Here is a 20,608-nt window from a genome sequence, read left to right as displayed (position 1 = left end):
TCAAATTATCTTTTGGTAAGCACAAGCGGTTCTGTGAGTCCGTTGAGGTCATAAACGACTTTTCCTGCACGGATTGTCACCTCAGCTTCCAGCTTTTGTTTACCCTGAATCTTCGTCCCGGTGTAATCCCAGAACCCAAATGTTCCCGTGTCATTCAGCTGAAATTTACCATCCAAAACCCTTAAAACGGTCACGTCTGCACGCGCGCCGACCGACAGGTTACCAAGCTCTTCCCGGTGAATAGCCTGCGCCGGAGCCCAGGTGCTGGCTTTGATCACAGCCGGAAGGTCCATGCCCATTGCGAGGAATTTGGACATAACATTTAGCATATCTTTCATGGCGTTGTTCATGCTGCCTGTGTGAATGTCCGTGCTTATGGTGTTGGGATAAAAGCCGCTTTTAACGGCCGGAATAGCTTGTGAAAACGCGAAGCTGATGCCGCCGTAGCCTACATCAAAAATGATCCCTTTCTTGCGCGCTTCGTACACAAACGGCTTGATCTTGCCTGTTGCAACGTCTAGGATCGGCTCCCTGCTGCTTAGCTGGCCGAAGCAATGCGTGAAAATGTCGCCAGGGCGTAAACGCTTCATGAATAGTTCCTCAATAGGCAAAACCGGCTTGCTTCCGCCAAAATCCACCATAACAGGCACATTAGCCAGTTTCCCAGCTTCTACAGCGCGCTCCGTTGGCGTCCAGTTGTAGCCATTGTAGTGTGCCAGTTTAATGCCGACGATGTAATCCGGATTTTCCTTCACCACTTTCGCCGTTGCGGCCGCGTCCATATCGTCCACATTCTGCTCGTAAGTGCCGCCGCGCATGCCTTCTCCTACAATGTTCAGGAATGCGAGCACGCGGGTTTTGGATATGTCAATGGTTTGTTTTTTGAAATCGGGGAAAGACTTCCAACCGGCGCAGCCTGCATCCACAACCGTGGTAACGCCGGTGCGGAAAGTGAAACCGTCTGGCGGAAGCGCATTGGGACCATTGCTGTAAGTCTGGTCCATTTTGGTGCCGTAAAAATTGTGGGAATGCATGTCGATCAGTCCGGGCGTCACGAACAAGCCTTTGGCATGGACAACCTGCTTGCCTTCTTTGGCGTCAATGTTTTTGGCGACGAGCATGACGGTGTCGCCTTTCAGGGCAACGTCCATAATCCCGTTCACGTTGTTTTTGGGGTCGATGACGTGGCCGCCTTTGATTACGACGGAGTATTGCTGGGCTTTGACGGCTGCGCATGCAAATAGCAGCGCAAAACAGGTTAAGCGTAATTTATTAGTCATGATTTCAGGTTTTAGGAATATGGGCATTAATAATCAAAGGAATTCGGGGCGGGTTTTTAATGCTGGTTGCGTGTTTAAAATTAGAGGGCCAAATATGAATAAAATCAGACTTCCCGGGTTTATGGCCTGGAAGTCTGACAATTGGGCGTTAAGACTTGCTAAGTCTTTAAGACTTAGCAAGTCTAGTAGCAAATATAAACGCCAATAGCAAATACTATTTATCCCACCAAACAGTGCTCGAAAGCGTATTGGTGCCGCCTTGTCGGGTTCTTGCTTCGTAAAAATTAGCTTGATTATACTGCTCTTCCGAGTCAGGAATTACAAATCGTGTTGGGATTTTTCCGCCTGTGAGGTTACCAGGATAGTTTGTTGGCGTCAGCTTAGGATATCCGGTGCGTCTCCAGTTGGACCAGATTTCATACTCATCTTCCAAAAACAGCGCCACCCATTTCTGCGTGCCGATCTGCTCCATTTTTTCAGCCAGTGTTCCGGTTGCTTTAAATGGATTCGCTTTCAGGTAAGCCGCGATTTTCGCATCGGAAATTACTCCTCCCGCACCAAATGCTGCCCATTGTTTCATACCCGAAACCACTGCACTTTCGTATTCAGCAGCAGGTGTCGTTGCTGCATACCAGCCTCTCAAACCCGCCTCAGCAAGCAGCAAATGCACTTCCGCAGGGGTGAAGACCAGTAATGGTGCATTGTATTTCAATATCGTGTTCGGATTCGGTTCCGAATATGAATCAAAATCTGCCGGCAGCGAGTTGAAAGCGGCATTAGGCATTCCTTTTTGTAAAGCAGTTGCTGTATCAGCCACATAAGGAGCTGTTGCCGAAGCTTTTGTCCAAACCACAGAAATTACATTCAAGCGCGGATCTTTCGTTGTTTTCAAATGATCAACCAATGTTTTGGCTAGCTTTCCACCTTCCACATTGTCTCCACCCGGGGAAACGTAATCTGTTGACATTAAGCCTGATGAAATAAAGTTTCTGCTCGCTGTAATGGAACCGTCGACATAAGCGATCGTCGCTATGTCCGCATCTGTTATGATCACGCCGCCAGCGATGGCCTTTTTTACCCAGGTTTCAGCTGAGGCAGCATCCACTTCGGTCAGGCGCATGCCTAAGCGCAGCATTAACGAATACGCAAACTTTTTCCACTTTGTAATGTCGCCGCCGTAAACCAGGTCGGCTGTTCCAAATGTGGGTTGTGCCGCGTCAAATGCATTAACCGACTCTTCCAATTCTTTCAGCAAATCGGCATAGATAGCCTGTTGCGTATCGTATTTCGGCGTAAAGTTTTGGCTTGAAAGTGCTTTTCCTGCATCGAAATAGGGAATGTCACCATACAAATCGGTCAGACGGTGAAACAAATACGCTTTCCAAATGCGGGCAACGGATAGCTTGTTAATGTCAGCTGGATTTTCGGAAACCGCTTCAATCACCTGCGCAATGTCGATCACCGCTCCCTCGGTCACCGGATTACCTCCGTAAAGGTTCCAGCTGCCCTGGCTGTAAGTGAAACTGAAATATTTGTCACCCGCCGCAGGCACTTCTTTATAAGTCGCAAAATGCTGCATAGATCCTCCAATGGTCAGGTAAGCTGCGCCTGTAAAGTTTGTGCTTACTGTCACCAGCTGTGCCCTGGTGAAGAGAAAGCCCGGGACAACTTCCGTGGACGCATTAGGGTTCACGTTCATCTCTTCAAACCCATTGTCGCAGGAGGCAATAAACATGGCCGGAGCCAGATATAGTATCTTAAATAAATTTTTCATATCCACTAAAATCTTTTGAATGATTAAAACTTCACTGTAAGGTTCGCACCCAGACTTCTCGTTCTTGGAACCCCGAATGCCTCCAAACCTTGCGCATTGCCATTCGTATAGCTCGATTCAGGATCGAAATAGTTGTTGCGCTTATCTTTGTAAAGCAGCAGCAGGTTACGGCCTACAAGGGATACGGAAGCAGCCTGCAGTTTCAGGAACGACATCTTGCTTACATTGAGGTTGTAGCTCAAAATCACCTGACGCAGCTTGATGAAGTCGTTGTTGAAAGTGAAAATGCCCGTGTAGTTCTTATCATTGTCATAGTAAGTATCCACATCTTTTTTCTCCCAAGTTTTGGTAAAAGGAGCACCCTCAGGCGTTACGCCCGTTACAGTCACACCTGTTTCACGACCTGGAAGGGTTTCTTTTGGCAAACCAAAACGATAGGCATACTGATACATGTTCGAGTAAACCACGCTTCCGAATTTACCATCCACGAGAATGTTCAGCGAGAAGTTTTTGTATTTGAAATTGTTGGTGATACCCATTGTTAACGGAGGAATCCCATTGCCCAATTTCTGCAAATCGCCCCTTACCGCATAACCGCTGGCTGTGTTGAAAACAACATTGCCATTGCCGTCAGTTTTCTTGTTATAACCCCAAACTTCACCATAGCTGCCACCCACCACATTCTGGATCATACCGCCGCCCACACCGGCTCCGATGCTAAGCGTTTTCAGGTTATCAGCCAGTTTGATGATCTTGCTTTGGTTATAAGCCATGTTGTAGCTGATATCCCAGGTGAAATTGTTTTTGCGAAGCGGCGTTGCTGTCAGCAAAAGTTCCACGCCCTTATTACTTAATTCACCTACATTCAAAAGTGCCTGGGTGTAGCCCGAAGAGGCGGCAATGTTGCTCTGCACAATGTCGTTTGTAGTCTTACGGTTGTAAAAAGTAAGGTCAAGACCCAAACGGTTGTTCAGGAAACGGGCTTCCAAACCAGCTTCGTACGTCGTTGAAGTAAGTGGTCGCAAATCCGGGTTAGGAACCAGAGCTGAAGCAAGTTGTTGCACCGGACGGCCATTGTGGCCACCTTGGGCCATTTGATAGCTTTGGTAAATTTTGTAAGGATCCACATTCACGGCACCCACTTGTGCCCATGAAGCGCGTAGTTTCGCAAAACTGATCGCAGCCGGCATATCAATCGCCTCCGAAAGGATCACCGTTCCACCAATGGCAGGATAAAAAATGCTGTTATTGGATTTGTTCAAAACCGAGAACCAGTCCTGGCGACCCGACATGGTCAGGTAAGCCAAACCTTTGTAACCCAAATCCACCGAAGCAAATACCGAGTTAATGCCGCTTTTCAGATATTTCGGCGTCGTTGTTGTTGTGGCCAGGTTGGTAAAGCTGTAAAAATTCGGGATTGTGAACTCGGCTCCCCGGTAAGCCATTTCATCGTAAATGTTGCGCTGCGTGTTGCCGCCGAGCAATGCGGAGAAGCTTATGTTTTCGAACTCTTTGTTGTAGTTCAATGTCAGCATTCCGTTTGTTTCAGAAGAAGTCGTGCTGTTGGATTCGTATTTTCCCAATGGCTCGTAAGCATTGTTATTAGGCACCACAAACTCATATTTGAAATTGTAGTAATCCTGGCTCACGCTTCCTTTTATAAACAGGTTGTCCAAAATGTCGTAGCGAATGTTAGCTTGACCCAGGAAACGGTTTTTGCGGTCATCGTTTTTGAATTTATTGATGACAAAATAAGGGTTTGGTGCAGCCGGAACCGGATTCCATTCTACTTCCTTGCCTGTAACTGCATCATAACCAGGCGAAAGGCTGCGGATATCCACCGTGTTAGCGATCAAATGCGTGGCCCAGTGCGGGTTGTAATCGGCATAACCCACTTTCGGGCGGTTGTGACCATCTTCAATGTTGTATTGAACCACTGTCTCAATGCTCAGTTTTTTGCCCAAAAACGCGTTCACATTCAGGTTAGCGATTCTTCTTGTGAAGTCAGAGTTAGGAACAATGCTGTTCGATTTTGTATTGTTCAATCCAAAACGGAAGTTGATCTTTTCATTGCCACCCATGAACGCGATGGAGTTGATGTAGTTGGTCCCGGTTCTGTAAAAGTTTTTCAGGTTGTCTTTTTGAGGCGAGTAGGGGCGCATCTGGCCATCAAACTGAATTACGTCCGTGCCGTCCATTCTTGCGCCGTATGACAAGCGGCCCGAGCTTTTTGCCTGCGTTTGAGTCAATGGTTTTACGCCATCCACACCTTGTCCGTACTCATATTGCCAGTCCGGGATGATCGACAGGTTTTCGGTTGTAAAGTTGCTGTTGAACTCTACACCAATTCCTTTTTGTGCACGACCTTTTTTGGTGGTGATCAAAATAACGCCGTTACCCGCGCGTGCACCATACAAAGCCGCGGCCGGGCCGCCTTTCAAAACGCTGATCGACTCAATGTCGTCCGGGTTAATCCCGCCAATTCCGTCTCCGCGGTCCGTATTGTTACCATTTCCGTCAGAAGCATTGCCACCGCCCGGAACGCTGTTATCCATGGGCATACCATTGATTACATACAAAGGCTGGTTGTTTCCACTCAATGATCCGTTACCACGAATGATAATCCGGCTAGATCCGCCGGGCCCTGTCGACATACCCGTTGCATTCACACCGGCGATTTTACCGGTCAATGCATTAGCTACGTTGTTTTCGCGAGCTTGTGTAAATTCAGAACCTTTTACTTCGGTTACTGCATAGGCAAGCGCTTTTTTCTCTTTTGAAATACCAAGAGCCGTTACAACGACTTCGTTCAAAGCTTTCGCTTCCGGTTCGAGTTTTACAGAAATAGTTGATTGCGTTCCCACAGGCACTTCCTGCGAAGTGTAACCTACAAAGCTGAAAATCAGTACGGCAGAAGCCACTTCGCCATCCGGAATTTCCATGGAATAATTTCCGCTCGCATCCGAGGAAGTTCCGCGTTGCGTTCCTTTCACCAGCACGCTCACGCCTGGGAGTCCTGCACCGGTTTCATCTGTTACCACACCGGTCACATTGCGTTTGGGCGCTTCTTTTGATGATGAGCCTGTTTCGGGTGCTCCCGTTTCGCGCTTCAAAATGATGCGGTCCTGCACCACTTCGTAGGTTACTTTGTGCGGGGCAAGGATCTTACCTAATACTTCCGATAGGGCTTCGTCCTGAAACTTGAATGTATATTTTTGGTTATTGAAAATCTGCGGGTTATACATAAATTTAACCTTCGTCACATTCTCAATTCTTTCCAGTGCCTTGTCGATTTCGGCATTGGCTAAACGCAACGTTACTTTTTGTTCTAAAACCCGCTGACCGCGTACGTCATTGGCGTGCACAAATGTGCTGACGACGATAGCGAGTATGGCTTGATACAGCGTAATGCGCATGATTTTCTGTAAAGCATGGTGAACTTGTACTGTTTTTGACATAATTTTGATTTTTGTCGGGTTAAAATTCGGCATAATTGATTCCCACGGCCGCTGCAAGGCGATAGCCGTAAGAAGAAACAAACTGGGGATTAACGGAGCCGGTGGTGTTGCAGCATCATCGGCTCATTTCTTAGGGAACTGATAATAGATTCTCGTCATAGGCATTATCTGAATTTACGGGGTTATGTGGGACGTTAGTAGCAACCTTTGCTGGTAATGATAATGCTCGCATCCAGCTGCTCATATTGTGCACCGATCGTTTTGCAGATCAGGTTTATTTTTTCGAAAAGCGGCTCGTCGGATAGGGAAGCGGTCAGGAAGCAGTCTTTCATGACATCTGCATCGTGGATGATCTTCACCCCATAAGATTTTTCCAGCGTGGCAAAAACATCGGTAATGGGCGTGCCTTTGAACTCAAATGACTGACTTTGTATCGGTAATTCCAGCAATTTCGGATCCGGAATGAGGCTGCGTGTGAGACGTAACTCCTTGGGAGCGAAGACGATCTGCTGGTTGGGTGTTAACACCATTCCACCGAGCTTGCCATCTTCGTGCTGGGTTGCGATTGCTTCTTTGGTCATGGGAAAAACAGAAACACGTCCTGTTTTCACGACTACTTTTACCTCCTTATCTCCTTCAAATGCACTCACTTTAAAACTGGTCCCTAATACTTTGGTCGCCAGCGTGTGTGCGTATACATAGAAGGGTTTGTCCGGGTTTTTTGACACTTCAAAAAACGCTTCTCCGCTCAGGAAAACTTCTCTTTTGTTTCCCTCAAATTTAGCGGGGTAAGTGATCCGGCTGTTAGGCTGCAGCAAGACCGAACTTCCATCGGCCAGAATGATCAGCTGCGCTTTGTCGGTCACGTTTTCTTTTTTCACCAAAGGCTCCGTAATCTGGCTTAAAATAACCTTGTACTGGTCCGATTGCTGCTGGGAAGGCGTTTGTTTGTTAAACCACCATCCTGCAAACATTAAGAGCAGGATAGACGCCGCCATATTATACCAGTTTGGCCTGAACCGGCGCCAAATGCCAGATTTCTTCGCCTTATTTTCACCAATGGAATGAGAAAGCCGGTAAATCTCATTCGCAATTTCATCCTCAGAGATCTGATCGAAAGCAGCTTCCGTATTGATCAGAAAATGTTTTGCTTTTGCGACGAGCTCGTGCTTGTCGGGATTAAGTTCAAGCCATTCAGCCCAAATAGCTTCTTCCTCAGGATCATTCAACAACGTCCAGCGTCGGAATGATGGATCTGCTGCTAGTTCCTCCGGAAGAAAATTGCGGTAATTATGCATATCGGGCAAATAATAGTATGGCTAATTTATCTAAGGATGCATTTTCATGCGGCCGATACTCTTTTTCCTGAAATTATTTTTTGATGCGAGGGGGCGGCCTGCTTGTCTTTCCCGGCAAACGGTTATTTGCGAAACCACGTTTTGTGTTTAGTTTTATTTAAGCATTTATCGACCACACTAACATCTACACATGAAAGTCACAGTTTTAATATCGCAGGGTGATGAATTCCTCATCGGACGCGTTAACGAGATTCCAGCAGTAATGACGCAAGGGAAGACAATTAATGATGTCATGGATAATATAAGCGATGCTCTAAGCCTCTACGCCCAAGGTTCTTTCGAAAATATGGTTTTTAATGATCAATCCGTTGAGGATGAGATTTATGGGACTTTGATTTCTACGAAAGAACTAGAATTTGCCTGATGTCAATTAAGAGAAATGAACTAATCAGGCATCCCGAAAATCACAGTTGCCACTTAAAAAGAAACGGAGAAAAGCATGACCTTTACTTCAATGGCATTAATAGCAAGCAAACTACAATTCCGAGACATCCGAAAATCGACAAGCATCTTTGTGAAGCGATCTGCAAACAATTGGGGATAGAGAAGATGTAATCTTCAAGATTCAGTGCTATCAGTTTGAAGCAACAATCAGTAACATTAAGCTGGTTACCGTTTTAATATGGGTTTTAAGCGAGGAAATAGCTTTGAAGAGGAGATTGGCGACGGATTGGCGATTAACCTGCATGAGATCGGCAATCTGCTCGTTATCCATTCCTTCGAAGTATTTGAGGAAAACGGCTTCCTTTTGGCGGCGCGGAAGCTCATTGATCGCAGACCGGACCTTGATTTGATTTTCTGAATAAATCTCGCTTTGCTCAATCTCCGTTTCCACAGTCTGATAATCCGAAATCTGCCCGACTTCATCAATGTCCAGCAGCGAATTGGCCGGATTATTTCTGCGAAATTCTTGGAGCAGCTGATTGCGAAGCGCTTTCAGGAAATAGATGGAAACGTATTGAATGTGAATGGCCTGGCGCTTTTCCCAGATGTGGATCAGCAATTCCTGGATAGCATCCTTAATGAACTCGCGGTCGGAAGTGAAATTGGTCGCGTAATTGAAAAGCGTCCGATACTGCTTGTCCGCAAGTTGACAAAAAGCAAGACTGTCCCCGGCCTGGGATTGGTGCCAGAGATTTAGAAGAAGTACATTCTCCTCAGCGATGCGTTGTCGTTTGTTCAAATCTTATTGGAGTCAGATAACAAAGTAACTGCTAAATCGCTGTATTTTAAAATATAAGAGTGAGTTTATTTTTTATTTTAAAATTACCTTCGGCTTAATTGTATTATATCAAAATATAAGTTTGTGATTCGGAGGTTTTTGTAAACAACATTGTGGAAGCCCTTCGACTCCGCTTAGGGTGACAAGCGCTTGTCAGCCAGGAGCGGAGTCGAAGGGCTTCCACAATGTTTAAATATAAGCAATACAGTCAATCTCCACCAACGAATCACCTGGCACGCCGCCGTAAACTGCAACAGTCGTGCGGCATGGGGGCTTTGAGCCAAAACGGCCTTTATAGGCTTCGTTCATGGCTTTGTAGTCGTTCAGGTCGTGTAGGAAGACACTGCATTTCAATACTTTTTCCATGGAAGAACCGGCTTTGATCAATTCTTTTTCGAGCTCGTCCAGCACGTGCTTCGTGTGGGCTGTGATGTCGCCTTCGAAGTGCGCGCCTTTTCCGGCAACGAACACCATATTATTGAACTTGGTATGACCTGAAAACAAGGGTACATCCTGACACATAACAACATCACCGACTTCTTTTTCAGGAGCTGCTGCAACAGGAGCAATCGCTGCTTTGGAAGCGACTCCGATTCCGGCTACTCCGGCAACAGAGGCGAATAATTTTTTAAGAATGGATCTTCTTTCGGACATGGTTGTATAATTAAGGTTATTAAAACGGATATGATTACGATCTTTTTTTCTTGCTTTTCTTCGCCATTTTCTCATTCGCAGGCATGGTCACTTTCCAAATGCTTCCGCCCGATTTGTTACCGCCCTGCTTGCCGCCGTACTCGATAATATACAAAGTGTTTCCAACAAGCAATGCATCCGTAGGCGACGTAAAGCCATCGATGATGCGGGTTGTTTTCACTTTGTAATTGTCTGAGGGTTTATCATAGGCCATTTCCAGGTGCAAAAGGTCTCTTCCCTGCTTTCTCAACGGGCTTGGATTGGCTACACCGTTCCTTGGCCCGCCGGTGTAACGGATCACGAAACCATCGCCGGTAAGGTCTTTACCCAGCGTATTTTTGGTATCGAAAAACAAACCCAATGGGGATGAATGTGCATTGAATGTGCTTACGCCTATGCCAGTGGAATCTCCGTCAACAACCAGGCCCGTTTTCCGGTCCCGATATTCGTTGGCATCGGGACCCATGTTTTGAACGCCAGGACTGAATTTAACGCCAGCGGGTCTTTTTGGGAAATCGGGATCATTGTGAAAATACTTCATGAGCCATGCAAAAGCGAATTTGCTCAGGAATGGGTCTGTGTCCGGATTGGGCTGGTAATCAGGGAATTGTTGTGGGTTGTCAATGCCGCCCATCACCCACGGAAAACCGTAATGATAGCCTTGCCGAACCCAGAACATATCTTCGGAATGATCATAATCGCCTGAATTTGAAACGGCAAACAGATTTCCTTTCGGATCAAATGCCATATCATATGCATTGCGAATGCCTTCTGCATAGAGATAACCATCGGCTTTCAATTTTTGCGTGTCGGTAGAAAGCAACAGGTCTTTGGTATCAATAGGAAAGCGGAAAATGTTGGCTGTTAATGCATTATCGCGTGCATTGGGATATTCACCGCCGTTGTCCTGCACTTCGCCGTGATCTGTCCGGGCGCCGGTGTTTACGAAAATATACTTTCCGTCCGGGCTGATTTCCAAAGCGTTCCAGCCGTGGTCGAATGTTGTTTTATTTGCTCCATATTCGACTGTGTTGAAAACAACCGTCATTTCGGGTTTTACGTCACTGTTTTTCAGCTCGTAGCGCACCATCCGGCCTTTATTTCCTTTGTTATTATTCACATTAATGTTCCCTGCCAGGAACAATGTGTTTCCTTTGAAGGCAGCGCCCTGCAATCGCGTAATGCCATGATCCTCAGCACTGAGTAGTTTTTTGCTTTCAGGCTGGTTGTTTGTAGTAACAATTTTAAAAACATCCCCGAAAAAGGTCGTATAATAAATATCGCCCGTTACAGGATGCTGAATGATCCGCACCGCTTCCGGCTCGATCTTCATGTAATGCTCAATGGTAATGTCCTCCCGGAGCGATTTCGGTGTGTTTGTAACCGTCTCTTTGGGCTGCGCCCATGCATTGCAGGCAACCGTCACAACGAGCAGGGCGGTGATTTTTGGTTTAATAAAGCGGCTAATAGTCAGCATATGAGGATTAATGTTCAGGATTTACTCTGTTTTGCCTAAATGACGGATGTAGGCCACAAGCTGCCACCTTTGCTCGTCGGTAAATACATCTTTAAAAGGCGGCATGTTACCGCGGCCTGTTGCGATTTTCCAGAAAATGGAGCCGTCGCTTTGCGCCTTTACCAATGTGTCGTGAAAATTAGCCGGTTTTTGTCCCAATGCTCCGCCGGCTGCGCCATCGCCATAGCCCGCGTCACCGTGACAGGTTGCGCAATAAAGGGTGAAAAGCTCTTCTCCCTGGGCCAATGTCAGCGGCTCTTCGTGATATGGACTTTTGAGCGTATCTGCCCAAGCGGGCGCTTTCCAAGGGTCCTGACTTGTGTGCGGAGCGGAGTTTCCGGAAGAAAATCCGGCCAAAACGACTCCGGCAAAAACGATAAAATTTGCGGCTAAAATCTTATTTTTGAACATTAAAATATAAGAGAAACGTGGTTTGTATTTTTTGTCTTTCTCCCTCCAACCCCTTAAAGGAACACTCAATTGCCGGAGAGTAATATCCGCTTAAACGAGGTTGGAAGGAGAAAAACGTTATTTCAAGCTGTCGAGAGAAGATCTTGTTTTGGTAACTTCGCCGATGGTGACGGGACTTGCATTGTTTCCAAAATTACTCCTGATGTGCGTAAGCACTTCGGCGATCTCCTCATCCTTTAAAAAACTGTGCTGGGGCATTACATTGTTGTAAGATTGCCCTTTCACTTCCAGCGGCCCTTCCAGCCCTTTCAGCAATACTTTTATAAGGCGTTCTTTATCTCCGGTTACCCATTCGGCGCCGCCAAGTGGTGGAAATCGCTGCGAATCGCCCATGCCGTTGCGTTGGTGACAGGCCGAACAATATACACTGTACACTTTTCCACCGGCAACGGGTTTGTCTTTATCCAGATTGTCATTAATCTTGTCGGGTGTGCGGATGTTGGACATGGATTTTCTTTTTTCCATTTTCACAAGGTCAGATTTGGCAAATTTCTGCTTGTCACCCTTGTAAGTGACTTTCCAGATTTTCCCTTTTTCGGTTTCCGCGATGTAAAGTGCACCATCAGGTCCCATAGCAAGCCCCATAGGGCGATAAACGGCATCGCTCACATTCACGATTGGATCTACACCTGCAAAACCATCGGCAAAAATCTCATAATCACCGGAAGGCTGGCCGGCTTTAAACGGAACAAACCCAATAAAATAGCTAGATTGCGGATAAGGTGCGCGGTTTGTAGAGCCGTGAAAGGCAATGAATGAGCCGTTTTTGTAACGATCCGGGAAATGGTTACCCTGATAAAACAGAATGTCGTTCGGTGCCCAGTGGCCTGGGAATCCGATCAAGGGTTTTTCATATTCACCACAGCGGCCGACCTCCTTTCCATCGCCGCCATATTCAGGGTTAAGGACTTTTTTACCCTGCATTTGATCCCAAAAACAATATGGCCAGCCTGCGTGGGTGCCTTCTTTAACCCTCAAAAATTCTTCGGAAGGAAGCATTGCACTTTGCCAGGGAGAAAAAAGCTGTGGAAACAGACGAAGCAGATCGTCGCGACCATGTTGCAAGGCATATAAATTATTATCCGCAAAATTCCAGTCCAAGGCAACTACACTACGTAATCCGGTCGCGAACTTCACGCCGTCTTTTTGCAACTGCCCCCTTTTATTAGCATCAAAACGCCAGATTCCCCCGTGATCTTCCAGGATAGGGCAGGGGTCTAGTCCGCTGGATGAGGGAATGCGGTTATCATCCTGGCACGCATTGGAATTGGCCCCGAAAGGCACATACATAAAACCTTTGTCATCGAAAGTGACGGGTTTCGCAATGTGCTCGTGCATGCCATGTGCGTGATCGTCGGTCAGGATTACTTCTTCTTCGCTGGTCGGGACAAGCTCGCCCGGTTTCAATTTATATCGATAAACAATCAGCTCGGAACTAAAATAAAGATACCCTTTATAGATCCGCATGGCAGTTCCATAAACCCCTTCGCCACCCCGGCCGCCAAACCGCTTGATCATGTCCGCGCGTCCGTCACCGTTCGTGTCTCGCAAAGCGATCACGGATTCGCCTTTCTTAGCGAACCGCGCTTTCACATATATGTCACCATTATCATTGACGGCAATGTGCCGCGCCCTGCCAGGCAAGCTGTCCACCACAACAGTCGCTTCGAAGCCGTCCGGCAAAAATAACCCACCGTTTTTTGTATTTACAGGCACGTCCTGCTGACCGCCGCGCTGGGTAAAACCCAATGCAAAAAGCAGCAGAAAGGAAGCGGAAAGTTTGAAAGAATGATAGCGCATAGCGTTAAGGGAGCTTTGGGGGCTTTCGGCGGTCGGCTTTCGGCTGTCGGTTTTTTTTTGGGGTTGATTGCTGACGGCCGACTGCCGAAAGCTGACCGCCTACTTTAAATAAATTGGTGTGGCAATGCCATTGAGATCGTAGACGATTTTTCCGCCCATGATCGTCATTTCACATTCCAGCTTTTCCTTGCCTTCCATTTTAAAACCTGTTTTATCATAAAAACCAAAATTGCCTTTGCGCATGGAAAAAATTGCGACGTCGGCAATGGCGTTTTCAGAAATGTGTCCCAGGTTTTCTCTGTGGATTACTTGTGCAGGTGCCCAGGTGCTGGCTTTGATAACCGTCGGCAGGTCCATGCCCATCACATAAAACTTGGACATAATGCTCAGCATATCCTTCATGGAGCCGTTCATGCTGCCTGTATGCAAATCTGTGCTGATTGTGTTGGGATAAAAACCCTGCTTAATTGCCGGAATGGCCTGTGAATAATTGAAACTTGCGCCTCCGTAACCCACATCGAAAATAATGCCGCGCTTACGTGCTTCCAGGACGAATGGCCGCACTTTTTGTGCTTTTTCATCCACAATGGTTTCTCTTACATTGCCTTCCAGCAAAGTGTATGCGTGTGTGAAAATGTCTCCGGGACGAAGGTGTTTCAAAAACAGATCTTCCAGCGGCAGCGGAGGTGTGCTTCCGCCAAAATCGATCATAACCGGCATATTAGCCAGTTTTCCGGCCTTTACAGCGTTGTCAACCGGTTTCCAGTCGTTGCCCATGAAATGTGCCACTTTGAAACCGACCACATCATTTATATTCTTAATCGCGACTCCTGCGGCAAGTTCCGGATTCATGTCGCTCGTGTCCTGCTCCCAGTTTCCGCCACGCATGCCTTCGCCCACAATGTTCAGGAAGGAGAGCACCCGTGTTTTGGAATTGAAAATCACATTCTTTTTAAACTCAGAAAAAGAATCCCAGCCCGCGCCGCCTGCATCCACAATCGTGGTCACGCCTACGCGGAAGGTGAAACCATCGGGCGGTAACGCAACCAAACCATTACTTAAATAATGGTTTGGTTCGGTTCCGAAAAACACATGTCCGTGAATATCAATGAGTCCGGGTGTGACATACATGCCTTTGGCATCCACGACCTGTCGGGCTTCCCTGGGATCAATGTCCTTGGCAACCTTCCTGATCTTTCCTTCGAATATCCCCACATCCATAATCTGGTTGAGGTTATTTTTGGGGTCAATGACCGTTCCGCCTTTAATCAATATGCTGTAAGTCTGCGCATTAACGGCGAGACTCACACTGCATATCAGCAAAAGGATAAGCAGGGATCTGTGTTTCATTTTTTATAGGGCTTAGGAATAGGTATTCTGGTAATGCAAAATCTTAAACAACCGCTTTCGACAATTCTTCCTTGAGGCGGGTTGCCACTATTTTTTCTTCGCCCGGTTTCAGACACCAGGTTGTGATGGTCAATGTATTGTTTTCGCCGGGCATGATCTCGATGGACGGATCGCCGTTGCGAAGATTTTCCTGCAACAGTTTTACAGGCAGACTTACTTTGGCTGCGTCCCACGAAATTCTGAGGGTAGGCGTGTGGTTCCCGAGCTCCGGTGCAAATGTCTCCACATTCACGCCAGCAATGCTTTTTGCAGCATTACCAATGGTTGCGGCACGTTCTTCCCACATTTTCCACTCTTTTTTGTGGTCCATTTTCACAAATTTTTCCAACGCCACGTACATGCCCAAAATCTCCTCCTTATTCACTTTCATGCCGCGTCCGATCGTCGATCCGCGTGGCGGCATGCTTAATCTTGCTGCATCGATCAAATGTTTTTTACCCATTAATATGCCAGCGCTTTGTGGCCCGCGCATGGCTTTTCCGCCAGAGACGCACACCAGGTCAAAGCCCATATCATTGAATCGCCAGAGGTTTTCAACCGGCGGAACATCCGCAGCCATATCAATCATGGTCGCGATGCCGTGCTTTTTGGCAATTTCCACCCATTGTTCGTGCTTGATCTGACCTTTATCGGATTGGATATGCAGGAACCAAAGCAGTGCCGTTTTTTCATTGATTGCCTTTTCCAGTTCTTCAACCGTCTCAACCTGAACGATTGTGCAGCCCGTGTTGGTCAATGCGTGGGAGTAACCAATGTTGTGGCCTTTCTGAATAATCACCTCCGATTTCATGCCTGTTCCTTCCAGATGAGGCAATGCTTCCACTTTTTTGGCGTCCATTCCTGTGAGCACACCGGCAAGTCCCAATGTTAATGCAGAAAAACAGCCGGCCGTTACGACGGCGGATTCTGCATGGGTTAATGCGGCTATCTTTTCCCCAACCTTTGTCTGAACCTCGTCCAGCATCATGAAATTTTGCGCTGCGCCCTGGATCGTTTGTACAACTTCGTCTTGCATCAGCGATCCCGTCATAGCCGTGTAGGTACCCGCAGCATTAATAAATGTTCTTATCCCCAGCTCCTTCGCGAGGTTTCTTACCGGGAGCTTAGCGGCGAAAGTTGCAGCTTCCGCACTGCCATTGCCCAGAAATCCGCCTAACAAGGGCACAGCGGACAGGTGTTTGATTAAATCTCTACGGTTTATCATGATATTGGAAAGGACTTAAAAAAAGGTGATAAGGGCGTTAAAATCTATTTCGAAAGGATCAACATTGTAAATGATGCAGAAAATGCATGTTGATACTCTTTTTAGTAAGATTATTTTTTTTGATAAATGAAATCTGGAAAATAAACTTTGGTAATAATTAATTTTAACGCCTTATTATTCCGACAAATGTTATCGATCAAATGCAACCGATTAATAACAACTTAATTGAGGAAAAGCTGCTTTACACATACAGGCGTAGGGACGCTGATCTCCTTGCTGGTATAATTAAGCTGGCCGGTTTGTGGGTTCCTTTTGAAAAACACCACATTATCATTGTCGCGATTGGTCACAATCGCCAGGTCTCCTTTCTGGTCTATTAAAAAATTACGGGGATGTTTTCCATGCGTTTCTGCGTGTCCTGCGATGGTTAGTTTGCCTGTTTGGGCGTCAACAGCATAAATGGCCAGACTTTCGTGTCCGCGGTTGGAGGCGTATAAAAATTTACCGTCCGGCGAAAAGTGAATGTCTGCGGCGGAATTTTTACCCGTAAAATCAGTGGGAAGCATAGTCACGCGTTCTAAAGGAACCAGCGCGCCGGAGTTTTTCACAATTTTGAAAGAATTAATAACAGAAGCGAGTTCGCCAGCCGAGTAGGCGAAATTTCCGTTCGGATGAATAGCGAAATGGCGGGGGCCGTCGCCTGCTTTTACTTCGACGTAAGGAACGGCGCCCGGCGTGAGTTTTCCGGTTTTTGGGTCAACCGAGTAAATCATGATTTTATCAATCCCCAGGTCAGAAGCGTAAATATATTTACCATCTGCCGAAGGGACTACCGAATGCATATGCGGTTTTTGGGAGGCTGCCCCTTTGTCCTGAATGCTGTCTGCCGCGGCACCGATTGTCCCGTCACTATTGAGCAGATAAACGCCCAGTTGCCCGCTTCCATAATTCGAAACATACAGGAACCGGCCTTTGGGATCCACGCTTACGTGGCAAGGACCCTTTCCGAGCGATGATTTCGAATTCAATGTCGTCAGTTTTCCGGTGGCGTCAATGGCATAGGAAGACACCGTGCTGTTGCCTTCGTTAGCGGAATACATGAATTTTTTGTTGGGGTGGAATTCCAGGAATGAAGGACTGTTTTTATTGATTAAGACCTGTAATTCCTTGTAAGACAAGTTATTTCTGTCGAATTCATAGACATAAATTCCTTCCCCCTTCTGGGTGTAAGTGCCTATGTAAAGGATTTCTTTTCCGGATTGTTGTGCAAATGTCATGATCGCGGAGATTAAGCAAATGAATGTTAGCAATGTATTGCGCATGGTTCGGGAATTTGTGGGTGAATAATGGGAAACCCCGCTGGGGTTCACGATGTGGTTTGAATTTACGATTTTCTAGAAACAGGTTGCCCCTGCGGGGCATTGCTCGTGATTATGCATTTGTTTACCGCAGAGCGGTCTCCTGTTTCAATTCACTCAAAAATCAATGTGCCGAATTTATTGAATTCGTGGAAACTTCCACTCGTTTTTTGCCAGGAGTAGTAGGCCGTTTCAGAGTCATAATCAATGCGATAGAAATTGCCGCGCCACTTGGTTCCGGACTTTGGTGCGCCCGTTACCATTGGGCTCATTAATGTATAGGGAATAAAAAATTCCGCTTTCCAGCCTTCCACCGACGCCATACTTTTCTGCTGTCCGCCTTGCGCGCTCGTGGCGTGTTGTACGCGGTTGCGATCGTTGTAATGCCAGGCTTTCCAGCCTTCGGTTCTGCCTTTGATGTTGGCGATAATAATAGGGAGCTCGTAATCGAGTGGGGAAAGTTCGTATTCCAGATAGATGGGCAGGGAGGTGTCGGGCCAGAGAAAAACTTCAACAACATCCTCTTTAAAAAGCAAACCAAAATCCTCCATGATGGTCGCGGTCAATTTCTTGTCTGTGCAATCGAAAAGGAAATAGATGCCTTTATCGGAGTAGAGCATTTTCACTTTGGTGGGAAATTGTTTTCCCGGGGAAGGTTGGTTCGGGCCTTTTTGAACGGTAATGTCAAAGGCTTTTGCAGTAGACCAGTTAGCGGCACTGCCTGCTCCGTCTATCTTGAAATCGGTTGTTTTTTTGATGACCAGGGATGAGTCAGGGACAGCGGCTCGGGCGTCGGCATGCCTGGTGCCAATGCCCAGCAAGATTCCCGCCCACAACGAAAAGAGGACGAATTTTCTCAACATTATTTTATGGTTTAGGATTGGAATTGGTCCGGCCGGAGGCAGGCTTCGGCAATTTCATTAGGTTTTTAGATATTACCAAATGATTATTTGTGTCCAGTATCGTGACCAGGTTTCTTTTTCCCGTTCCCAGCTTTCTTTGGAATGATTATTTAAAGAACTGCATTATAAAATCAACTGAAAACCATTTAACTTTTAAAATTATGATACGCGAACGAGGAGAACCTGCAATAGCAGATACAAGTAAACCAATATTGGAAGCACCCGTAGTTCCGGATTTTCCAACCAACACACAGCAAACGCGCTCGGTAGCCGACGATCCGGATTTAGTAGGCCGCGACGACGACGACGATATTGATGGCGATGATGACGCAGACGATGTGTTGCCGCAGGGTGTCCAGGACGACGATGACGACAGCTTGTTAGATGACGATGAGCCGGTTATCATTGACGGTGATGAAATCATTGACCGTGAAGATGACGAGGAGGATGATGATGTTTTGTAGCCGTTCCAACAAATAATTTTTACCTGAAAAAGGGAAACTGTAAAAGCCTCCGGATTTGATCCGGGGGCTTTTTTGTGGTTTAATGAGTAATGATATCCTTGTTACCGCTTTTCCAGCTAATTAAGGAAGATTATTATCCTCACCTTGACCTAACCCATGCAGTCCACAGACAAAAATGTTTCCCAAAGCATTACCCAGGTAATCGCTGCTTCTTCTCTTGGTACTTTAATTGAATGGTATGATTTCTACATCTTTGGCAGCCTGGCCGTTATTATCGGGCAACAGCTTTTCCCCAGCGACGCCGGGGCTTCCGCATTAATCAACACGCTGGCGATTTTTGCCGCCGGCTTTATTGTAAGGCCATTCGGCGCATTGGTTTTCGGTCGGTTAGGCGACCTGATCGGCAGGAAATATACCTTTCTGCTGACCCTCGTTTTGATGGGCGGTTCTACATTCCTCATCGGATTAATTCCCTCTTATTCGAGCATTGGTTATGCTGCGCCTATTTTGGTTTTGATATTGAGATTGGTGCAGGGACTTGCGCTGGGGGGCGAGTATGGCGGTGCGGCTACCTATGTGGCTGAGCACGCGCCTGTGGGGAGAAGAGGGTTTTTTACAAGCTGGATACAGACCACGGCCACATTAGGCTTGTTCCTTTCGCTAGGCGTTATCGTGCTCACCAAGAATTTATTAGGCGCGGGAGCATTTGCAGACTGGGGCTGGCGGATCCCTTTTCTGGTGTCCATATTGCTGGTTGGCGTTTCCATTTATATCCGGATGAAAATGCACGAATCCCCTGTTTTTACAAAGTTAAAAGCAGAAGGCAAGGTGTCAACGAATCCGTTAAAAGAGAGTTTTCAAAAGAAGGCTAATTTCAAAATGGTGCTGCTGGCATTGTTCGGGGCAACCATGGGACAGGGCGTGATCTGGTATACCGGGCAATTTTATGCGCAATCGTTTTTGGAGAATACGTGTAAGCTGGATTTTAATGAGTCCAGATACGTGCTGCTGTGGGCCATTTTATTCGCGACTCCGTTCTTTGTGGTTTTTGGTTCGTGGAGTGATAAAGTGGGAAGGAAATGGATTATGCTTACCGGGATGCTGCTTGGAGTAATTTGCTATCGCCCTATTTATCAGTATTTTATAGATGCAACCAATGTAAGGGAATTTCAAAAAACGGAATTGAAAAGCGCCTCTGATCCTGTTGTTAAACGCACTTTGGTGAAAGACACAAAAGATTCGCTGATCACGACGACCGTGTTTAAGACATTGAACAACGGAATGACATTCAAGGAAGCGACGGTGGTGACCATTCCTGATGATGTGCTCGCAACATATCCCGAGCCACAAACGCTGATCAAAGATGTGACGCTCTCCGGCCCGTCCTACATTATTATAATTGCCCTGGTTTTCTTCCAGGTTTTGCTGGTAACCATGGTTTACGGACCCATTGCTGCGTTTTTGGTGGAATTGTTTCCTACGAAGATCCGCTACACATCGATGTCCCTTCCTTACCACATTGGAAATGGCGTTTTTGGTGGTTTGGTGCCGTTTATAGCCACATTAGTCGCTTCGTTCAACGGGTCTACACCTTTGTCGGGCCTGTGGTATCCGATCGGGATTGCGGCGCTTTCCTTTGTAATCGGGGCGGTGTACATTGATAATAAAGGAGATGCGAACGTCGCAGATTAACTCCGG

Annotated in this window: 17 protein-coding genes; 4 read left to right on the top strand and 13 right to left on the bottom strand. The window is 46.7% G+C overall.

Annotation, left to right across the window (positions count from 1 at the left end; all coding sequences use genetic code 11):
- Nucleotides 1–5 precede the first annotated feature (5 nt).
- The 4 genes from MUK70_RS12395 to MUK70_RS12380 form a co-directional block, all read right to left on the bottom strand.
- A complete protein-coding gene (locus tag MUK70_RS12395; protein ID WP_234652476.1) occupies nucleotides 6–1,280 on the bottom strand; it encodes an amidohydrolase/deacetylase family metallohydrolase in 1,275 nt (424 codons plus the stop codon).
- Between the two features lie 214 nt (nucleotides 1,281–1,494).
- Nucleotides 1,495–3,054, bottom strand: a complete 1,560-nt coding sequence (locus MUK70_RS12390) for a SusD/RagB family nutrient-binding outer membrane lipoprotein (RefSeq protein WP_234652474.1) — start codon at nucleotides 3,052–3,054, stop codon at nucleotides 1,495–1,497.
- A gap of 23 nt (nucleotides 3,055–3,077) precedes the next feature.
- Entirely contained in the window at nucleotides 3,078–6,512 is a 3,435-nt protein-coding gene (locus tag MUK70_RS12385; RefSeq protein WP_234652472.1) for a SusC/RagA family TonB-linked outer membrane protein, read from the bottom strand.
- Between the two features lie 194 nt (nucleotides 6,513–6,706).
- Nucleotides 6,707–7,810: a FecR family protein gene (locus MUK70_RS12380; protein WP_234652470.1), complete on the bottom strand. Its 1,104-nt coding sequence runs from the start codon at nucleotides 7,808–7,810 to the stop codon at nucleotides 6,707–6,709.
- Nucleotides 7,811–8,000: 190 nt separating this feature from the next.
- On the opposite strand from MUK70_RS12380, the gene MUK70_RS12375 reads away from it, so the two are divergent.
- Together MUK70_RS12375 and MUK70_RS31145 are read left to right on the top strand one after the other, a co-directional pair.
- Nucleotides 8,001–8,234, top strand: a complete 234-nt coding sequence (locus MUK70_RS12375) for a type II toxin-antitoxin system HicB family antitoxin (RefSeq protein ID WP_234652468.1) — start codon at nucleotides 8,001–8,003, stop codon at nucleotides 8,232–8,234.
- Entirely contained in the window at nucleotides 8,234–8,425 is a 192-nt protein-coding gene (locus MUK70_RS31145; RefSeq protein ID WP_374759057.1) for a type II toxin-antitoxin system HicA family toxin, read from the top strand. The genes MUK70_RS12375 and MUK70_RS31145 overlap by 1 nt, the downstream gene beginning before the upstream one ends.
- Nucleotides 8,426–8,444: 19 nt before the next feature.
- Here the strand turns inward: MUK70_RS31145 and MUK70_RS12370 are convergent, their stop codons facing one another.
- The 9 genes from MUK70_RS12370 to MUK70_RS12330 form a co-directional block, all read right to left on the bottom strand.
- The gene (locus MUK70_RS12370; RefSeq protein ID WP_234607506.1) at nucleotides 8,445–9,053 is read right to left on the bottom strand and encodes an RNA polymerase sigma factor; all 609 of its coding nucleotides are present in this window, start codon (nucleotides 9,051–9,053) and stop codon (nucleotides 8,445–8,447) included.
- A 228-nt stretch (nucleotides 9,054–9,281) separates the two neighbouring features.
- Nucleotides 9,282–9,746: a RidA family protein gene (locus MUK70_RS12365; protein ID WP_234607505.1), complete on the bottom strand. Its 465-nt coding sequence runs from the start codon at nucleotides 9,744–9,746 to the stop codon at nucleotides 9,282–9,284.
- A 34-nt stretch (nucleotides 9,747–9,780) separates the two neighbouring features.
- On the bottom strand, nucleotides 9,781–11,262 hold the full coding sequence (locus tag MUK70_RS12360) for a PQQ-dependent sugar dehydrogenase (RefSeq protein ID WP_234652466.1): 1,482 nt from the start codon (nucleotides 11,260–11,262) through the stop codon (nucleotides 9,781–9,783).
- A gap of 21 nt (nucleotides 11,263–11,283) precedes the next feature.
- Nucleotides 11,284–11,781: a c-type cytochrome gene (locus MUK70_RS12355; RefSeq protein WP_234652464.1), complete on the bottom strand. Its 498-nt coding sequence runs from the start codon at nucleotides 11,779–11,781 to the stop codon at nucleotides 11,284–11,286.
- A 48-nt stretch (nucleotides 11,782–11,829) separates the two neighbouring features.
- Complete coding sequence (locus tag MUK70_RS12350; RefSeq protein WP_234652462.1) at nucleotides 11,830–13,572, bottom strand: PQQ-dependent sugar dehydrogenase; 1,743 nt, start codon at nucleotides 13,570–13,572, stop codon at nucleotides 11,830–11,832.
- Nucleotides 13,573–13,671: 99 nt separating this feature from the next.
- Nucleotides 13,672–14,922: an amidohydrolase/deacetylase family metallohydrolase gene (locus MUK70_RS12345; protein WP_234652460.1), complete on the bottom strand. Its 1,251-nt coding sequence runs from the start codon at nucleotides 14,920–14,922 to the stop codon at nucleotides 13,672–13,674.
- 43 nt (nucleotides 14,923–14,965) lie between these two features.
- Complete coding sequence (locus MUK70_RS12340) at nucleotides 14,966–16,186, bottom strand: aminotransferase class V-fold PLP-dependent enzyme (RefSeq protein ID WP_234652458.1); 1,221 nt, start codon at nucleotides 16,184–16,186, stop codon at nucleotides 14,966–14,968.
- Nucleotides 16,187–16,407: 221 nt separating this feature from the next.
- Entirely contained in the window at nucleotides 16,408–17,463 is a 1,056-nt protein-coding gene (locus MUK70_RS12335) for a lactonase family protein (protein ID WP_234652456.1), read from the bottom strand.
- Nucleotides 17,464–17,657: 194 nt separating this feature from the next.
- A complete protein-coding gene (locus MUK70_RS12330) occupies nucleotides 17,658–18,407 on the bottom strand; it encodes a carbohydrate-binding family 9-like protein (RefSeq protein ID WP_234652454.1) in 750 nt (249 codons plus the stop codon).
- A 200-nt stretch (nucleotides 18,408–18,607) separates the two neighbouring features.
- Between MUK70_RS12330 and MUK70_RS12325 the strand changes: the two genes are divergently transcribed.
- A complete protein-coding gene (locus MUK70_RS12325; RefSeq protein WP_234607497.1) occupies nucleotides 18,608–18,910 on the top strand; it encodes a hypothetical protein in 303 nt (100 codons plus the stop codon).
- Nucleotides 18,911–19,066: 156 nt separating this feature from the next.
- Complete coding sequence (locus MUK70_RS12320) at nucleotides 19,067–20,602, top strand: MFS transporter (protein WP_234652452.1); 1,536 nt, start codon at nucleotides 19,067–19,069, stop codon at nucleotides 20,600–20,602.
- Nucleotides 20,603–20,608 lie beyond the last annotated feature (6 nt).

This window comes from Dyadobacter chenwenxiniae (assembly GCF_022869785.1).
In the GTDB taxonomy this organism is placed as follows: domain Bacteria; phylum Bacteroidota; class Bacteroidia; order Cytophagales; family Spirosomataceae; genus Dyadobacter; species Dyadobacter chenwenxiniae.
Note: the sequence above shows the minus strand (reverse complement) of the source record. Positions and strands in the feature narration are given on the sequence as shown.

What these genes read in the sequence shown, in the direction of transcription:
- MUK70_RS12395 (WP_234652476.1), bottom strand. Translation starts at nt 1,280, where the DNA reads ATGACTAATAAATTACGCTTAACCTGTTTTGCGCTGCTATTTGCATGC.
- MUK70_RS12390 (WP_234652474.1), bottom strand. Translation starts at nt 3,054, where the DNA reads ATGAAAAATTTATTTAAGATACTATATCTGGCTCCGGCCATGTTTATT.
- MUK70_RS12385 (WP_234652472.1), bottom strand. Translation starts at nt 6,512, where the DNA reads ATGTCAAAAACAGTACAAGTTCACCATGCTTTACAGAAAATCATGCGC.
- MUK70_RS12380 (WP_234652470.1), bottom strand. Translation starts at nt 7,810, where the DNA reads ATGCATAATTACCGCAATTTTCTTCCGGAGGAACTAGCAGCAGATCCA.
- MUK70_RS12375 (WP_234652468.1), top strand. Translation starts at nt 8,001, where the DNA reads ATGAAAGTCACAGTTTTAATATCGCAGGGTGATGAATTCCTCATCGGA.
- MUK70_RS31145 (WP_374759057.1), top strand. Translation starts at nt 8,234, where the DNA reads ATGTCAATTAAGAGAAATGAACTAATCAGGCATCCCGAAAATCACAGT.
- MUK70_RS12365 (WP_234607505.1), bottom strand. Translation starts at nt 9,746, where the DNA reads ATGTCCGAAAGAAGATCCATTCTTAAAAAATTATTCGCCTCTGTTGCC.
- MUK70_RS12360 (WP_234652466.1), bottom strand. Translation starts at nt 11,262, where the DNA reads ATGCTGACTATTAGCCGCTTTATTAAACCAAAAATCACCGCCCTGCTC.
- MUK70_RS12350 (WP_234652462.1), bottom strand. Translation starts at nt 13,572, where the DNA reads ATGCGCTATCATTCTTTCAAACTTTCCGCTTCCTTTCTGCTGCTTTTT.
- MUK70_RS12345 (WP_234652460.1), bottom strand. Translation starts at nt 14,922, where the DNA reads ATGAAACACAGATCCCTGCTTATCCTTTTGCTGATATGCAGTGTGAGT.
- MUK70_RS12340 (WP_234652458.1), bottom strand. Translation starts at nt 16,186, where the DNA reads ATGATAAACCGTAGAGATTTAATCAAACACCTGTCCGCTGTGCCCTTG.
- MUK70_RS12335 (WP_234652456.1), bottom strand. Translation starts at nt 17,463, where the DNA reads ATGACATTTGCACAACAATCCGGAAAAGAAATCCTTTACATAGGCACT.
- MUK70_RS12330 (WP_234652454.1), bottom strand. Translation starts at nt 18,407, where the DNA reads ATGTTGAGAAAATTCGTCCTCTTTTCGTTGTGGGCGGGAATCTTGCTG.
- MUK70_RS12325 (WP_234607497.1), top strand. Translation starts at nt 18,608, where the DNA reads ATGATACGCGAACGAGGAGAACCTGCAATAGCAGATACAAGTAAACCA.
- MUK70_RS12320 (WP_234652452.1), top strand. Translation starts at nt 19,067, where the DNA reads ATGCAGTCCACAGACAAAAATGTTTCCCAAAGCATTACCCAGGTAATC.